This window comes from Salisediminibacterium halotolerans, assembly GCF_003814815.1.
GTDB lineage: Bacteria > Bacillota > Bacilli > Bacillales > Salisediminibacteriaceae > Salisediminibacterium > Salisediminibacterium halotolerans.
On the sequence record NZ_RKQQ01000003.1, the window covers coordinates 101,066 to 116,572 of the forward strand.

General features: G+C 43.7%; 24 protein-coding genes and 1 tRNA gene. 15 read left to right on the plus strand and 10 right to left on the minus strand.

From position 1 onward, the window contains the following. The first annotated feature begins 169 nt into the window (after positions 1–169). The gene (locus EDD67_RS06180; protein ID WP_121439771.1) at positions 170–1,021 is read left to right on the plus strand and encodes a GNAT family N-acetyltransferase; all 852 of its coding nucleotides are present in this window, start codon (positions 170–172) and stop codon (positions 1,019–1,021) included. Continuing rightward, positions 1,014–1,529, plus strand: a complete 516-nt coding sequence (locus EDD67_RS06185; RefSeq protein ID WP_121439770.1) for a GNAT family N-acetyltransferase — start codon at positions 1,014–1,016, stop codon at positions 1,527–1,529. The genes EDD67_RS06180 and EDD67_RS06185 overlap by 8 nt, the downstream gene beginning before the upstream one ends. A gap of 88 nt (positions 1,530–1,617) precedes the next feature. Here the strand turns inward: EDD67_RS06185 and EDD67_RS06190 are convergent, their stop codons facing one another. After that, positions 1,618–2,433, minus strand: coding sequence for a ZIP family metal transporter (locus EDD67_RS06190; RefSeq protein WP_121439769.1), 816 nt, complete (start codon positions 2,431–2,433; stop codon positions 1,618–1,620). A 252-nt stretch (positions 2,434–2,685) separates the two neighbouring features. Between EDD67_RS06190 and EDD67_RS06195 the strand changes: the two genes are divergently transcribed. From EDD67_RS06195 to EDD67_RS06215, 5 genes are all read left to right on the plus strand, one after another. Then, the gene (locus EDD67_RS06195) at positions 2,686–3,330 is read left to right on the plus strand and encodes an HAD family hydrolase (protein WP_121439768.1); all 645 of its coding nucleotides are present in this window, start codon (positions 2,686–2,688) and stop codon (positions 3,328–3,330) included. Positions 3,331–3,492: 162 nt separating this feature from the next. Next, positions 3,493–3,741 carry a hypothetical protein gene (locus EDD67_RS06200; protein ID WP_121439767.1) on the plus strand — a complete coding sequence of 83 codons (249 nt, stop codon included), beginning with the start codon at positions 3,493–3,495 and terminating at the stop codon, positions 3,739–3,741. 65 nt (positions 3,742–3,806) lie between these two features. Then, on the plus strand, positions 3,807–4,022 hold the full coding sequence (locus tag EDD67_RS06205) for a CueP family metal-binding protein (RefSeq protein WP_121439766.1): 216 nt from the start codon (positions 3,807–3,809) through the stop codon (positions 4,020–4,022). Between the two features lie 71 nt (positions 4,023–4,093). Next, a complete protein-coding gene (locus EDD67_RS06210; RefSeq protein ID WP_158638206.1) occupies positions 4,094–4,441 on the plus strand; it encodes a DUF805 domain-containing protein in 348 nt (115 codons plus the stop codon). A gap of 135 nt (positions 4,442–4,576) precedes the next feature. Beyond that, complete coding sequence (locus EDD67_RS06215; RefSeq protein ID WP_121439764.1) at positions 4,577–5,719, plus strand: baeRF3 domain-containing protein; 1,143 nt, start codon at positions 4,577–4,579, stop codon at positions 5,717–5,719. Between the two features lie 34 nt (positions 5,720–5,753). Here EDD67_RS06215 and EDD67_RS06220 read toward each other — a convergent pair whose 3' ends face one another. After that, the gene (locus EDD67_RS06220; protein ID WP_162843790.1) at positions 5,754–6,152 is read right to left on the minus strand and encodes a gamma-glutamylcyclotransferase family protein; all 399 of its coding nucleotides are present in this window, start codon (positions 6,150–6,152) and stop codon (positions 5,754–5,756) included. Positions 6,153–6,265: 113 nt separating this feature from the next. Here EDD67_RS06220 and uppP point away from each other — a divergent pair, with 113 nt between their 5' ends. The 3 genes from uppP to EDD67_RS06235 all read left to right on the plus strand — a co-directional run bounded on the left by uppP (position 6,266) and on the right by EDD67_RS06235 (position 8,034). Then, a complete protein-coding gene (gene uppP / locus EDD67_RS06225) occupies positions 6,266–7,099 on the plus strand; it encodes an undecaprenyl-diphosphatase UppP (RefSeq protein ID WP_121439762.1) in 834 nt (277 codons plus the stop codon). 57 nt (positions 7,100–7,156) lie between these two features. After that, positions 7,157–7,396, plus strand: a complete 240-nt coding sequence (locus EDD67_RS06230) for a hypothetical protein (protein ID WP_123875812.1) — start codon at positions 7,157–7,159, stop codon at positions 7,394–7,396. Between the two features lie 281 nt (positions 7,397–7,677). Then, positions 7,678–8,034, plus strand: a complete 357-nt coding sequence (locus tag EDD67_RS06235; protein WP_093074813.1) for a DUF805 domain-containing protein — start codon at positions 7,678–7,680, stop codon at positions 8,032–8,034. Positions 8,035–8,053: 19 nt separating this feature from the next. Here EDD67_RS06235 and EDD67_RS06240 read toward each other — a convergent pair whose 3' ends face one another. Both EDD67_RS06240 and EDD67_RS06245 read right to left on the minus strand, forming a co-directional pair. Continuing rightward, a complete protein-coding gene (locus EDD67_RS06240; RefSeq protein WP_121439761.1) occupies positions 8,054–8,764 on the minus strand; it encodes a DUF1361 domain-containing protein in 711 nt (236 codons plus the stop codon). 94 nt (positions 8,765–8,858) lie between these two features. After that, positions 8,859–9,617, minus strand: coding sequence for a helix-turn-helix transcriptional regulator (locus EDD67_RS06245; RefSeq protein ID WP_121439760.1), 759 nt, complete (start codon positions 9,615–9,617; stop codon positions 8,859–8,861). A gap of 184 nt (positions 9,618–9,801) precedes the next feature. On the opposite strand from EDD67_RS06245, the gene EDD67_RS06250 reads away from it, so the two are divergent. Beyond that, positions 9,802–10,338 carry a macro domain-containing protein gene (locus EDD67_RS06250; protein ID WP_121439850.1) on the plus strand — a complete coding sequence of 179 codons (537 nt, stop codon included), beginning with the start codon at positions 9,802–9,804 and terminating at the stop codon, positions 10,336–10,338. Between the two features lie 94 nt (positions 10,339–10,432). On the opposite strand, the gene trhA is transcribed toward EDD67_RS06250, so the two are convergent. The 4 genes from trhA to EDD67_RS06270 all read right to left on the minus strand — a co-directional run bounded on the left by trhA (position 10,433) and on the right by EDD67_RS06270 (position 12,156). Further along, positions 10,433–11,071, minus strand: coding sequence for a PAQR family membrane homeostasis protein TrhA (gene trhA, locus EDD67_RS06255; RefSeq protein ID WP_121439759.1), 639 nt, complete (start codon positions 11,069–11,071; stop codon positions 10,433–10,435). 70 nt (positions 11,072–11,141) lie between these two features. After that, positions 11,142–11,216: transfer RNA gene (locus EDD67_RS06260), tRNA-Val, on the minus strand. Positions 11,217–11,306: 90 nt separating this feature from the next. After that, a complete protein-coding gene (locus EDD67_RS06265) occupies positions 11,307–11,489 on the minus strand; it encodes a hypothetical protein (protein WP_093074826.1) in 183 nt (60 codons plus the stop codon). A 100-nt stretch (positions 11,490–11,589) separates the two neighbouring features. After that, positions 11,590–12,156 carry a phosphatidylglycerophosphatase A family protein gene (locus EDD67_RS06270; protein ID WP_093074829.1) on the minus strand — a complete coding sequence of 189 codons (567 nt, stop codon included), beginning with the start codon at positions 12,154–12,156 and terminating at the stop codon, positions 11,590–11,592. A gap of 174 nt (positions 12,157–12,330) precedes the next feature. On the opposite strand from EDD67_RS06270, the gene EDD67_RS06275 reads away from it, so the two are divergent. The 4 genes from EDD67_RS06275 to EDD67_RS06290 all read left to right on the plus strand — a co-directional run bounded on the left by EDD67_RS06275 (position 12,331) and on the right by EDD67_RS06290 (position 13,965). Further along, positions 12,331–12,648 (plus strand): hypothetical protein, encoded by a 318-nt coding sequence (locus EDD67_RS06275; RefSeq protein ID WP_121439758.1) that lies wholly within the window; start codon positions 12,331–12,333, stop codon positions 12,646–12,648. Positions 12,649–12,668: 20 nt separating this feature from the next. Then, positions 12,669–12,869, plus strand: coding sequence for a DUF2188 domain-containing protein (locus tag EDD67_RS06280; RefSeq protein WP_121439757.1), 201 nt, complete (start codon positions 12,669–12,671; stop codon positions 12,867–12,869). 149 nt (positions 12,870–13,018) lie between these two features. Then, on the plus strand, positions 13,019–13,534 hold the full coding sequence (locus EDD67_RS06285; protein WP_121439756.1) for a YjcG family protein: 516 nt from the start codon (positions 13,019–13,021) through the stop codon (positions 13,532–13,534). Beyond that, positions 13,531–13,965 carry a GNAT family N-acetyltransferase gene (locus tag EDD67_RS06290; protein ID WP_121439755.1) on the plus strand — a complete coding sequence of 145 codons (435 nt, stop codon included), beginning with the start codon at positions 13,531–13,533 and terminating at the stop codon, positions 13,963–13,965. The genes EDD67_RS06285 and EDD67_RS06290 overlap by 4 nt, the downstream gene beginning before the upstream one ends. Before the next feature lie 71 nt (positions 13,966–14,036). Here the strand turns inward: EDD67_RS06290 and EDD67_RS06295 are convergent, their stop codons facing one another. Together EDD67_RS06295 and nfsA are read right to left on the minus strand one after the other, a co-directional pair. Next, complete coding sequence (locus tag EDD67_RS06295; protein ID WP_186805973.1) at positions 14,037–14,516, minus strand: S-ribosylhomocysteine lyase; 480 nt, start codon at positions 14,514–14,516, stop codon at positions 14,037–14,039. Between the two features lie 74 nt (positions 14,517–14,590). Then, positions 14,591–15,340 carry an oxygen-insensitive NADPH nitroreductase gene (gene nfsA, locus EDD67_RS06300; RefSeq protein ID WP_121439754.1) on the minus strand — a complete coding sequence of 250 codons (750 nt, stop codon included), beginning with the start codon at positions 15,338–15,340 and terminating at the stop codon, positions 14,591–14,593. Between the last annotated feature and the right edge of the window lie 167 nt (positions 15,341–15,507).

Here is a 15,507-nt window from a genome sequence, read left to right on the forward strand (position 1 = left end):
CTCCTTTCTGTGCTGGAATTGGTTGAATATAAAGAATATTCTATCACACATTTTCTGTATATAAACGGATGATTTTATATTTTTATGTCAATAAACTTCGCAACCCGTGAAAATTATCCTCCAAGCCGGTATAATAGCGGTGGAACAGGAATGAAAAGGAGTGAACAATGTGACGCAGACGATACGCGAGCTTCACTATGAAGATTTACCACGTGTTGAAGCGATGCAAAACGGTATTGAGAACGATTATGTCCCGCGCGTTTTTAACCGGCTGACAAGCGGAAACAACCGTATATTCGGCATGTTTGAAGGTGAAGATCTGATTTCTACGGCAGGATATACGGTTTATGCCGAAAGTTATGCGATGCTCGGACGTCTACGAAGCGACATACGTTATCGCGGCAAAGCGAATGCAACAACGCTGTTAACGTATGTGCTCAGAGAGGCGGAGCGTCACCCGGGGATTCAGTGGATCGGCGCGAATACGCAACAGGCTAACAGTCCGGCAAGACGTGTTTTAGAAAAGATCGGATTTGAGCCGGTGACTGCGCTGTATCCTGCAGCGACAAAAGAACCGGCGCGGCTGGCTGAGAACGGCTGTGTCTGGAACCGGTTGACATCGCTCAGCGAAAAGCGCGCCTGGGTTAAGCGGATGTATGTCGATACAGGTGCTGTGTTTCCTTACGAATGCTATTACCCATTTCCGGCGAGCGATGATTTATTTCCGGATAATTTACTCGATAAATGGGAGTTTTATGAAAATGAAGATCGCTCTCGATTTTTACTTATGAAATACGATCAAAAACTGTATCATTATTTGCATACGGTTTATCCGTGGGATGATTTTACCGAGCAGCCGGGTCTTTGGAAAACAATCGACGAAAGTTATAAGCAGCTTTTACAGGAAACGGACGGCGAGACGTATGTTTGGATGGATATGACCGAAGCGGAAGCGTCCGCGCTTCCGGATGCGCACCCGTTTGAATTGCCGGATCCGTGGGTTCTTTATCGTTATGATTAATTTTCGCCGGCTTCATTCATCCGATTTGCGAAATATTCAACGCGTGCAAGAAGAGACAGCAGAAGCGCTGGAAGATCGGGATCACCTGGAAGCGTTAAGCGAAGCGGAATTTTTAGCAGCATTAAACGGGAAGGGCCTTGTCATGGGAGCGTTTGAAGCCGAAGTTCTTGTCGCTTTTCGTGTTCTGTTGTTTCCGGGCAAAAGCAGGGAAAATCTCGGCCGTGATGCCGGCTTGTCAAATGATGAGCTGCCGTACGTCGTTCACCAGGAATTGAGCTGTGTTCACCCGCAAAGCCGCGGCCAGCGCCTGCAAAAAAAACTTGGCGCCTTTTTGATGGCGGAACTTGCGAAAGATTATCCCGAAATGCGCTGGGTTTTTGCTACTGTTCATCCGGACAACAGAGCGAGTCTTAATGATAAGCTCGAGCAGGGGATGAAGGTTATTGCTGAAACAGAAAAATACGAAGGGAAAAAACGTTATATATTGATGAAAAAGCTCCATTGTTAAACGGTTCAGTTTTTCTGGGCTTAATTTTAAAGCTCGGTACAGCTTCGTTCGCTGTACCGAGCTTTTCTATTGTTTAATTAGAAAAACATTATCCGATCACTTCAACGAGTACTGTCATTAATAGAAATCCGCCGAGAAGACAAATTGTCGCCACGTTTTTATTGCCGTTCTCTTGCGAACCGGGAATGACTTCCTCGACAACGACGAAAATCATCGCCCCGGCGGCAAATCCAAGCGCAAACGGGAGGAGCGGTTCGACGAGGGATACGGCCAAAACGCCGAAGACAGCAGCGATCGGTTCCATCATCCCGGAAAAATGACCGATCAAAAAGCTTTTTCGCCGCGACAAACCGTCTCGCCGCAGCGGCATTGACACAGCTGCGCCCTCGGGAATATTTTGCAACCCGATTCCTAGAACAAGCGCCCCTGCACCGGCAAGCGTTGCTGACGGCATTCCTGCCGCCGCTCCGCCAAAGGCGATCCCGATCGCAAACCCTTCAGGTATATTATGAAGCGTAATGGCGAAGACGAGGAGGGTGCTGCGTTTTTTTCTTTCCGGGTGATGACCTTCGGCAGTTTCCGGGAAAGCCGTCGGATGAAGGTGCGGCAAAAGCCGATTAGCAATGGCGAGAAAAGTGCCGCCGGCTGCAAATCCGCCCGCGACAGGGAGCCAGGCAGGATCGTTATAGACGCCGGACATTTCAAACGCGGGGAGAAGCAGCGACCAGAAACTGGCCGCGACCATGACCCCGCCGGCAAATCCGAGCATGCTGTCGAATAATTTCATATTAATATCGCGGGTCGTAAATACAAGCGCCGCTCCGACGCCGGTTAACAGCCACGTGAAGATCGTTGCGATCAAAGCTTGCTCAAGCGGGGATAAGTTCATGAAGTAGGCAGTCATAATCAGTCTCGTCCTTTACAGTGTAATCGTTATTCATTTGATCGGTAATAAATCAATATTGATGAAAGGATGTAAGAAGACAAAAATGAATAACCGTCAACAGACAGCTTCCATCACCTACTACTATACCCTGAAAATTTCCTTTGAAATCTCATGATTATTCAGTCTGTCTGTTTCTGCTTATTCGATAACGATTTAAATGATATACTGATAAAAAAGAAAAAAATTAACACGAAAGGACGGGAACTACTCATGAAAGCAATCATTTTTGATTTTGACGGAACACTGGCCGATACACTGCCGATGCTGTTTGTTACCTTTCGCGACGTATTTAAAACGTATGACGGTGTGGATTATACGGATGAGGAGATTAAACAGATGTTCGGTCCGCCCGAAACGGGAGTTATTATGAACAATTTAAAAAGCATTGAGAGGAAAAAAGCTGTCGCTTATTTTTATCAGCGCTATGATGATCTTCACGATGAGTATATAACGGTCGATCATGCGATGAATGCGATGCTCACACGCCTTTCCGAGCATGCATCGCTCGGTATTATGACTGGGAAAGCCCGGCGCAGTTTAGATATTTCCTTACAGCGTTTAAATATGGAAGGAATCTTCAGTACGTTTATTTGCGGTGATGATATTGAAAAGCCGAAGCCTGATCCGGAAGGCGTTTTAAAAGCGATGGAAGAACTCGGTGCTTCAGCGGATGAAACGATTTTTACCGGAGACAGCGATGCCGATGTAACTGCCGGGTTGAAAGCCGGGGTTACAACCGTCGGAGCGCAATGGCTGGATAATCTTCAAACAACGGACTACAGTTTAACACCGCACCACATCAGCACGTCTTTGCAAGATTTTGAAGCTTATTGTATGACTTTTCTGCGCAAGTAACCTGAGTGCGCGAATCGAATGAGAGTGGCATTTTCGTTTTTGAAAAATGTTATGTAACAACAGTTTACAAATGAATGAAGAATTTGTGAAATCGGTGTGAAGTGAATCCGCATGTATTATACTTAAAATCGACAGTAAATTTTACAAAAGGCGGTGCAGAACGTGAAAAGAATTTCTTTAACAGTGACAGGGCTTTTATTCGCAGCATTACTGGCTTTTGTCATCACGAACATTGCGGAAGAACAAGGTGCGGCACCCGAAAGTGATATAAAAGAACTGGTGCATGCTTTCAGTACAGGCGCTGAAACAGCTGAAGCCGCCGCGATTTCATCACACGAATTGACGGTGGAAGGCGGAGAACAAGGTGACGTTCAATATGATTTGTCTAAAGAAGAGTTTTTGTCTCGATAGCGCCTTACGAAGATGAAACTCATCCGTGAGAAATTCATAACCTGACAGGTTGTCAGGGCGAGCAGGTGAGCGAAACGTTTGAGGTGTATATTGAAGATGAAGAAGGCAATGTTCATGTCGATAAAAAAATGGAAACGCTCGAGAATGGCTTTATCGATCTTTGGCTTCCCCGTGAAAAATCGTACAATGGGAAAATAGCGAATGACGAGGTTGAAACAACAGGTGAAATTTCAACTTTTGCAGGCGATAATACGTGCATTACGACAATGCAGCTGTCTTGACAGAAAACGTATGATTACTCGCTGAAATTATGCTAAAATCATCTCCAGCAAGTACAGTTGGAGTGATGATTATGCAGTGGTATTTAAAAGCGTTTAAAAATTTCGCAAATGTACAAGGACGTGCACATCGTAAGGAGTACTGGTCATTCTTTTTGATTAATGTGCTGATTACCGTTTTTCTCGCCGGGATTGAAACGAGATACGGGATCGACAATATTTTGACAACAGTTTACGGTCTGCTCATTTTTATTCCGATGATTTCCGTTTCTGTTCGGCGTATTCATGATTTAGGCCGTTCCGGCTGGTGGGTAGTATTGCTGTTTGTTCCGTTTTTATATCTTTTTTTAATGGCCTATTTTGCTTTCGACGGCGAAAGCGGACCAAATGCATACGGCCCTGACCCGAAAACATCGTCTTAAAACGAAGAAAAGCGCGTTGATCAACGCGCTTTTTAATTTTTATCTACTTATTCCAAACGTTTTATTGTATAATATAGGAAAGACTTTGTACTATTTGTTACACACGTGTTTAACCTTTTGAAGGAGGCGTTTGCGATGTATCAAATTGTCACCGAATTTCCGCATCCGATTTTGTACGAACAAGACGGCCCGTTTTTATCTCTGTACCAGCCGACTCACCGTTATTCGCCCGATAATCAGCAAGATCCGATTGTCTTCAAGAAACTGTTAGGGGAATTAAAGTCAGCTCTTTCTGCAAACTATCCGAATATCGATAGCGAAAAACTAATGAAACCGCTGTATGATTTACAAAAAGATAAACATTTTTGGAACAATACATTGGACGGTTTGGCGATTCTGTTATCGCCTCAGCAGTGTGCCGTTTACCGTTTGCCGAGACCGGTGAACGAGCGCAGCTATGCCGGTGACCGCTTACACATTCATCCGCTGATCCGAGTGTTTCAATCGGCTGATCAATATCAGCTTCTCGGAATTAACCGTGATACGTTTCATATTTTTCAAGGAAACCGCTACGGCTTAAATAAACTCGAGGTTAACTCAGGCGATCCGCAAACGAGAGAAGAAGTGCTGGGCGACCAGCGCACGGAGCGTTACCTTGCCAGGGCTGCTCCCGGCAGCGCCGGCGGGACGACACAAATGTTCGGTCACGGCTCAAAAAAAGATGAAGAGGATAAAGATACGGAAAAGTTTTTCCGCTATGTTGATCAGTACGTTTATGAGACGTTTTCGAAACCGTCTCAAGTGCCGCTTATTTTTACCGGCTTAAAACAACACCACGGCGTATTCAAAAAGATCAGCAACAATCCGTTTTTACTTGAAGATACGATTACGGCCGACCCGGACAGTGTTGATGAGGAGGCGCTTCGTAAAAAAGCGTGGCATGTGCTGGAGCCGATGTATCTTGAAAAAACGAAGAAGCTGACAGACGCTTATCATCAGGCAAAAGCGAAAGGGAAGGCGACAGACAGTGTTTATGAAATCGGTGAAGCTGTTATTCAAAACCGGGTGCAGACAATGCTTGTGGATGACCAGTCGTATGTTCCCGGAAAACTGGATGAAACGACCGGCGAAGTGACGTTAATCAGCAATCCTCCGCCAGCTCACAACGACGTCCACGGCGAATTAGCCGAAATTGTATATAAACAGCGGGCTGAAGTGGTGGTGCTGCCGTCCGAGCGCATGCCGACGGATAAAGGCATTGCTGCTGTTTTAAGATAGTATCGTAAGAAAAGGATCTGACAGCGGATGATTATTAATCATCCGCTGTCTTTTGCTGATAAGCGCGCCAATCGTTCTCCGTAATATACGGGAGATTGCCCGGATTTTCGAAGAGATAGACAAAAGCACTGTAAGTTTGACTGTCAGAATAAACGTTTAGCGTTTTTCGTTCGTATAAATTGGCACGATTTTCTCCAAAATACCCTTCAAGGCGATTAATATTTTTTAGCTGACTATCAGTGACAGCGTACAGTTCGCCTTTTACAGCGGCATAATCGTCTTTAATTAAAGCAGGGTATCCTTCGCCGGTATCGACGAGGCGGCCGTTTGTACAGCAATGTTCTTCTAAACAAGCAGCTTCGGTTAAATATCCGTGATTCGGCTCTCCTTTAAGCAGTGTGCCATAGACAAATACTAGTATGTGTTGATTCAACATGACCATCCTTTATAAATAAGTGTTATTTTACTATAAATCGATTTAAAGTTGAACTTCTTTGTATGTTAAACTAAGCTGATACCATTATTTTAAAAGAGAGGAAGATTGCGTTGTCTTTGTTTGAAGCGATTATTTTTGGAATTGTCCAAGGTTTGACAGAATTTTTGCCGATCTCCAGTTCAGCCCATATAGTCATTACCCAATTAGTTTTCGGTTACACGTTTCCTGGATTATCATTTGAAATTTTTCTTCATGTTGCTTCAGTTCTCGCTGTAATATTGTATTTTTGGAAAGATCTTTGGCGTGTTATTGAAGGTTTCTTCCGTTTTGTTGTCAAACGTTCACCCAAAGACCGAACACAATTTTATTTCGGACTTTACATACTTATTGCAACATTCATTACCGGAATTTTAGGGATTTTGCTCGAAGGGGCAGTCGGCAATTGGATGAAAACGCCCCCGGTAATCGCCTCAATGCTGACTATCACCGGATTGGCTTTAATTTTCATTGAACGTTTTCACAAGTACGGCGACCGCACTGAGAAAAACATGTCTTTTAAAGACTCGATCGTTGTCGGCCTCGGCCAGACGCTTGCAGTTATGCCGGGAATTTCCCGCTCAGGTTCGACATTGATTGTTTCTCTGTTAATCGGTTTGCAGCGTGAAACAGCCGTGCGTTATTCCTTTCTATTGGCGATCCCTGTCATTTTAGGGTCGACTGTGTTAGCAATCGGTGATTTCTCGGCGGAGATGGTTGCCTATATCGGCGGGCTGAATTTGCTCGTATCGTTTATCATTACTTTTGTGTTCTCTCTGATCGGTATTGTTTGGCTGATCGATTTTTTGAAAAAGAGCCGGCTTATTTATTTTGCGGTTTACTGTTTTGTTTTAGCTTTGTTTGTTGCAACAATGATCGATCCGGCTACAGTTATGGATGTTGAGTAAACGAATTGCGTAAGATCTGAACCGGATATACATCCGGTTCAGAGTGTTGACAAAGTCATGACATCGATAGATGTCATGTTAAAAGGAACGGATGACTACGCATCGTCCGGCTTCTTTCACCTGAAGGTATCACTGCGACATCGGCTCAAAAAGACTTCGCCGTGTCTTACTAGTCCGCGGGCGAGCGCCGAGCCGCTTCGGGCTTATGCCCTGCAGGGTCTCGCCTGTCTCGCGGTCCCGCAGGAGAAAGCCGGGATGCTGGGTCATCCTCCTTTTTTGAATGGAGTGTATTCATAAAAAAAAGAAGCCATGCATCCACTCCTCCGACGCCTCCGGGAAAGCAAGCGACGAAGATCCGGATTCGGCGGCCTCAGACCGCCGAATACTAGCTGAGTCCTTGCCCGGGGCAAGCGGAGGGTAGTGGATTCATGGCTGACATAAAAATATAGTTTGTCTACAGTCTAAACCGGATATACATCCGGTTTTTTATGTTAATAATAAAAAATGCCGTGCGTAAAGGACTCGATTTCAGGGTAAAGAAAACTATAAGACGGGAGGCAGTATAAGGAGGGTGAGGTATGAATTGGTACATCTATGCGATGAAAAATTATGCAATGTTTGACGGACGCGCGCGCCGGAAGGAATTTTGGTCTTACGCGATTATTCAATCGATTTTGTTCTTTGGCGTATATCTGCTTGACAATGCTCTTGAAACAACGTACTTATTGACAATATTGTTTATGCTAATTGTCCTCATGCCGACATTGGCAGTAGCGACAAGAAGACTGCATGATCTCGGAAGAAGCGGAGGCCTTGTCGGACTGTTGTTTATTCCGATTGTTAATATGGCAATGCTCGTTTTTTTCCTGTTTGACAGTGAATCCAGTACGAACCAATACGGTCCCAACCCTAAAGAAAGGCGCAGGGCGTCATAAATGCCATAAACCTCTCCTGTTAGCGGAGAGGTTTATTTTTGTGCATCAGCCGGGCAGCAATATAGAAAAATAAATACGAAAACATTCCGAGCAATGTGAAACCGCCTGCGAAATAGATCATAAACCGATCGACACTTTCAAAAGTTACAGCAAGGACGTTAAACGGGTCCCTTAAAATATCCCATGAGTTGAAACGGATAAAGCGGCCTAAAAAGATTCCGACTCCGGATAAAATTTGTACGGTCAGAACGAACAGCCAGCCAATCAGTGTATTAAATTGTCTCGTTACATTGAAATGAATAATATAAAGGCTGAGAACACTGATTGCCAGTCCGATTCCGGCTACATAAGCGATAGTGAAAAAAGAGTTCCACGCTTGCCTGTCCATTGCATAGACTGTTGTACTATATCCCGTTGCCGGTGTCGCATCCGGTTCTGACAGATGAAAATTGAGATCAGACAAATGAAGAAAATCAGTCAGGACATAAACAGCGTTCGGAAAGAAAAACAGCCAGGCTGCCGTGAAAATCATCACGATCGCGGCTCGTCCATGCAAGTGTGTCGCAATTGTCCAGGTCCAATGAGCCGCCAAAGCGAAAAAGAACGGAACCCAGGCTAAAAATAAATTCCAGGCGAGCGGATCGATCGCGGAACGATTAAATAAAAGCATCCAAATGCTGATAAAGAAAGAAGCTCCAATAAGTAAGGCGGTAAAATACCTAAGTTCCATATAATGGCCTCCTGATAGTCTTATCTAACGTTCACGATACTTTAATTAACTAATTAAAGCCAGAAAAACACGCTGACAATGTCAGCGTGTCAGGTTAAACTTTTTCCGGCGGAGCGGATTGTTGATAGATTTTTCGATAATCGAGCGGGGTCATGCCTTTAAATTTTTTAAACAGTAAACTGAAATGACTTTGATTGCTGAAATGATAGCGTTGAGAGATCTCGCGCAAACTTAAATTGGTATGGGCTAAATCTCTTGCGGAACAGCTGATCTTGCGTTTATTGATATGGTTGTTCATCGTTACTGTCATCTCCTCTTTAAACAGATGAGAAAGATACGTCGGAGTGATCCCGACCACAGCTGCGATTTTATCTAATGTAAGCTGTTCATAAATATGTTCTTCGATATATTGCAGCGCTCTATTAATATACGGGTTCGCTGAAGATAAACTTGAAAGGCTTTTATGTAGTTGAATCAGCTGATCGATCAGCCACGGACCTAAACGGATGAAGTCTGCTGTTTCTTTGCAGTCATCAATCATACTGATAAGAGCAGTCGATGTCGCGAATAAAGAGACGTCAATGCCGTTAGGGATCGCCTGACTGCGGACGATAAAGGATACAAATCCGGTTAAATAGAGTTGAACTGTACGTATAAGGTTGTCGTAAGGGACACTGACAAAACGGTAAAGGATATCGTTTAAAATTTCTTCTGCTGCTTCTTGCTGCGCATTCTCAATACAGTTTATCAGCTTTTCTTCAAGATGAATCATTTTTTTGTTTGCCTGAAGTGTTTCAACAGTCTGTAAATGCCGCTGGTATCGTGAATAAAATAATTCGTCAAAATGCTCCATTGTTATCTCCTTCTGCGAGATTATAATCCTAATATCGGATTAGTCGGCTCAATGTTTCAGTTAAAATCAAAAATAAATCGTTTATTTAAGGATATTTTTTACAGGATAAGCCGGTTGGAAATTCTGTGTCATGAGATTTACAATATAGTCAGACAAAGGAATCGACAAAAGGAGGTTGATCTTGTTGAATTGGCAAGTAGCGGATAAGACAATTGAAGTTATTCAAGGAGACATCGCCGCACAAGATGATATTGCAGCAGTAGTAAATGCAGCCAACGCTCAGCTTGAAACGGGAGGGGGTGTAGCCGGAGCGCTCCATAGAGCAGCCGGACCGGATCTCGCTGAGGCGGGCAGGAAGTACGCACCGATCAGCCCCGGTGAAGCAGTTATTACGCCGGCCTTTCAGCTGCCTAATGAAGGAGTTATTCATTGTCTCGGACCGGTCTTCGGCAAAGATAAACCGGAAGATCAATTGCTTTTAAGCTGTTATGAGCAAGCGTTGGAACTTGCTGAAAAAGAAAAGCTGGAAAGCATAGCTTTTCCGGCCATTTCTACAGGGGCGTTTGGTTATCCGTTTGAAGAAGCAATGAAAAAGGTGCTCCCCTTTGTATTTGAACGCCTGCCATCGTTAAAATTTGTTCATACTGTCCGATTTGTGCTGTTCAATGAACAAGAAGTTGAACAATATGTACGTTATATCGAATCCTATCTCATGAAATAACCGACTGTGAATCGCGGTTGATTCGTATGCCGAAAAACAAAACCGTTTCTTTCTAAATGATTGAAACGGTTTTGTTACGGGTAACGAGAAGTCATCACGGCAAAAGTGTCAGGACAGCAAAAAAGTGAGAGATACTGCCGCCAAGGACAAAAACGTGCCAAATTGCGTGATGATATTGAAACCCTCGCCACACGTAAAAAACAGCCCCGCCTGTGTAAAGGACGCCTCCTAAAATAAGCAAAAACAAGCCGTTGTTTTGCACATTAGCAACGAGCGGGTCCCACGCAAAGACGATCATCCAGCCGAGAATAATATACAGCAAGGTTGACAAGAAAAGAAATTTCTTAACAAAAAAGATTTTCAATACTGTTCCGACGATTGCCAACCCCCAAATGATCCCAAAAAGGGTCCAACTGAGCGCTCCCGGTACAGCAGTGAACAAAAACGGTGTATACGTCCCGGCGATAAAAAAATAAATACTAGCATGATCGAGAATTTCAAACACATCTTTAGCTTTACCTTCCGGAAAGCTGTGAACCAGTGTTGATGAGGTGTAAAGAAGCATCATGGTAACACCGAACAATGTAAAACTGATAACGTGAGCAGCGGTTCCTTCAACGGAAGCAACTGTGATTAAAACGACAAGGCCGACAACACTCAATACCATCCCGATACCGTGAATTAAGGCATTAGCGACTTCTTCTTTTTTTGAAAATCGGTGTGTGTAGGCCAAAGCAGTCATCCTTTACATTTATAGTTAAGAAAAGCTCCCCCGAATATTGGGGAAGCTGTCATAACAATTATGGTGATCCGTACTGGATTTGAACCAGTGACCCCTTGCCTGTCAAGCAAGTGCTCTCCCGCTGAGCTAACGGATCAGATTACAGTTGTGTCTGTCGATGTCTTTTCAGCGACAATTAATACTGTATAAGAAAAGCTCATCGCTGTCAACAGTTTTTCAGCAATTTTTATTCGTCATAAGTATAACGGATAATATATTTATCCGATTTCAGTTTGCGAATCTCCACAGAGGGGCCGATTTCATAGCCGCCGATCCAGTTATCTTCGATTTTAGTTTTTTGACAGTTGGCTTGAAACTTCGTTCGAAAAATTTCCTTCCAATAAATCCAGCGCGGTTGACGAAACGCCATGGAAACACCTCATTTTTTTGATAATCATCATTGTGAAAAGAATACCACTGATTCAGGGGGAAAACAAGAAGAGAGTCCCTGCTTGCGGGACTCTCACTGATTAACCGATACGTTCTTCGCTGTCGCGCTTTTCAATTTCCTCTTCCCGCAGCTCTTCTTGTCTGTCGCGAATCCGGTGAGCCAGGCGGCTGGATGCATTAGCAGCAATACTGCAGATAAGATCGTCTAAAAACGTATGAATTTTTTCGCTTTCCTTCGTATCCAATTCCTTAATAATCCCTGACTTTGCCTTGTCGAGATAGCCGAACGTGGTGACGGCGATACTGCCGTAACCAAAAACTGATCCTAACGCGACTGTCTCGTCAACGCCGAAAAGCCCTTCGTCAGAAGCAACAATCGATTGCAGCGGTTCGGATAACTGATTTTGCTCAGCCAGTTTGTCTAATTCAACACCGACGAGCACGGCGTGTTGAATTTCACGTTTTTCCAGCACACGGTCGACACTTTGTATGCAATCTTCCAGCGTTAACGACCCGTTAAATTCCACTTGCATATCATAAACTATTTGTGCAATGTCGCTAATTTCAACACCGCGTTCTTTCAGTAATTTTCGCGCTGCGTTCTCAACAACGTGACAGTGCAGCTGGTCTTTATTTACATAACTCATACTTAACATCCTCCCCAATCAATTTGGCGCTGATTTTTATTTTAACATATGTGCTGTCAGCGCAGAAAATTTCCCACTCAGTAGTTAAAAATACCCAATTTTCTGTCCGTATAAAAAATAGAAGCGTAATCATCGGGACAGGCGGGTAATTCGGCCGTAGAAGGAGGGTTAACGATGCAGAAAGAGCTGTACTACGTGATTTGGAACAGCGGAACGCATCTTTCGTTGCAAAAGCAACTGACTGATCCGCAACAAATCCATTATGCTGTGGAAGTAGACGATTATGAAAAGAAAAAACTCCAAGAAAAAATTGCGGAAGTTTCAGCTGGAGATGTGATTCCAGAACATGTTTTCGTTTCACCTTTTGATGAAACAAAAGGAGATATCGATAAAATGGAGCTTGGTGAAGACGAAGATAATTTGTTCCACATGATCTATAACGTTGGTACAGAACGCACGAAAGAGCGGTTGCTTTCACTATATAACCAATAATAAAAAAGGAGAGATAAATCATGAAAGAATTTACAGTCAGACCGAATAAAGACGCCGATACGTGGTTTGTAAAGACGGAGGATGCGGTTCCTTCTCATGAATACGACAAGATGGATGAAGCGATCAATGCAGCAAAAAATTTAGGCGAAGAAAACAAACCATGCAAAGTTTTAATTTATGACCACCACAATGAACTGGCAGAAGAATTAACGTTTGATTAATGAGAGAGCAGCCCTTTAATGTTGGGCTGCTTTTTTTGGTTGTCGAGTCAGAGTAAGTATATTATGATTGAATATAATAAAATGTGACAACGTTTTCCAACAATCACGATCGCAGGCTTGGTTTGGAAAAAAAGGAGGAATGAATAGAGATGAGATACGGGGTAGCTGCTTTCCCTTCAAAGAAATTACAGGATCTCGCCAACTCATATCGTAAACGTTATGATACAAAGTACGCCAAAGTGCCTCCGCACATAACTTTAAAAGAACCTTTTGATCTTGACGAATCAGAGGTTCAAACGGTGATTGAAAAAATTCGCGAAATTGCGAAATCATCCGCACCTTTTGACGTCTCAGTGTTGAAATTCAGTTCATTTTACCCGGTAACGAATACGCTTTATATGAAACTGCAAGAAAATAATGAAATGCGCCGTCTTCAGGAAAAATTGAATGAGGGCGAACTCGACTTCGGTCAAGAACATCCGTTTGTTCCGCACATTACGATCGGTCAGGAAATGGATTATGATGAATTATCGGATGTGTATGGCCGTTTAAAAATGGAGAAAATCGAACATCACGAAACGATCGATCGCTTCTCCCTTCTTTATCAGCTTGAAGACGGGACTTGGACAGCGTATGAGACGTTTTTGCTTGGAGGTACGCAATGACAGTCACTGTTAAACAGGCAGAAACAGAAGAAGAGATTGCGGATGTTTTCAGCGTTCGCCGGACAGTGTTCATAAATGAGCAAAATGTACCGGAAACGATTGAGATTGACGAAAAAGAAAACCAGTCGCTTCATTTTATCGCCTACAAAGATCAGCGGCCGGTCGGGGCAGGCCGGCTGAGGCTTGAGGATAAAAAAGCTAAAGCTGAACGGGTTTGTGTATTGACTTCATTGCGAAACACAGGGATCGGCGCGATAATTATGAATGAAATGGAGAATAAAGCTGTCGAATGCGGGGCTTCTGTGATGGTTTTAAATGCGCAGCTTCAGGCATTATCTTTTTACAGCGGCTTAGGGTATGAAGCGGTTTCGGATATATTTTACGATGCCGGCATTGAACATAAAACGATGGAGAAACAGCTTATATCATAACGGTATTAAAATAAAAATCCGGCAATTATACGCGCAGGCATTCTTTTAAAGAATACCTGCGCCGTGTTTTTTTATGATGCTTCTTCATCTTTGAAAATGACCGGCCAGCTGTCTTTTTCCGCCAGCATCTCTCGCGCCATTTCTTTCGCTCCTTCTAATGAATGGGAAGCAGCCCAGCCGCACTGGTATTCATTGCACGCAGGAACTTCATCGGCCTGCAAAATATCTTCAAGGGTTTTTTCGAGCAGACTCATTACTTCGTCAATACTGTCATCATTGATCAATGAAAGATAAAATCCTGTCTGGCAGCCCATCGGACTGATATCGACAACACGGCTGTGATGATTTCGGCTGAATTCAGCCAGCATGTGTTCCAGCGAATGGAGTGCAGGCATTGTCATATGCGCTTTATTCGGCTGTTTAAAGCGCAAGTCGTATTTGTAAATTGTATCTCCGTTTTCACCTTCAACTTTTCCTGCCATTCGCACATACGGAGCATCAACTTTTGTATGGTCAAGGTTGAAACTTTCGACGTTCATTTTTTTACTCATTTTTATTCCTCCTTTTAGGTTAGGATGGCTTTTGCTGTAACACCAGTTTAACAAATCTGGATGTCAAATTGAAATCAGCGGTGCATAAATCCTTTCGCTGTGATAATTTGCTGCATATCTAAGCGTTTGGGGGTTGCAAGCATCCGGCTGATTTGTCCGCTCCACGTATCTCTTCTCGTTCCTCCCGAACGTTTTTCATAATAATCAGCAATCGTTTCATTATAAGCGCGAAGCTCATTCATCCACTTCGCAGAATCATCGTTATACAGGTTCTCGTGATAGATGTTTTCCATCGGCAAGCGCGGTTTTAGATCTGTATCTGCTGAGGGGGTGCCGACAGCGAGTCCAAAAAGCGGAAGGACATGCTCAGGACAGTGCAGCAAATCAGAGACTTCTTGCAATTGATTGCGAATGCCGCCGATATAACAGATCCCTAAGCTCATTGATTCGGCAGCGACGGCAGCATTTTGAGCAGCCAGCGAGGCATCAATAACTGCAACCATGAATTTTTCTGTCGACTCAATCGAAGCAGCAACGTTTGTCTGCTCCAATTCAGCTGCGTACCGATGCCGGCGCAGATCGGCACAAAAAACGAAAAAATGTCCGTTCGTCTCAACGTAAGGCTGATCGCCGGCAAGCGAGGCGAGTTTGCTTTTTAATTCAGGATCTGTGACGCCGATAATCGTATAGGCTTGGATAAAACTTGAGGTGGATGCGGATTGGGCTGACTGGATAATGCAGTGCACTTGTTCTTCGGTTAAACGGGTATCAAGAAATTTCCGAATAGAACGATGGTTTACTAAGGTTTGAATCGTTTCATTCATATTTTATCCTCCTTTTTTGGTGCTGTCATTTATGATTATGATATCATAGACGGCGAAGCAAGCAGATGCAAAGTCAAGTTCATTAGCTCGCATGGCCGGGAGGGATAAACATGAAGCCGGAGAAAACAAAAAAAGCGATTATTCTTGTGCTGCTCATCTTAACTGTC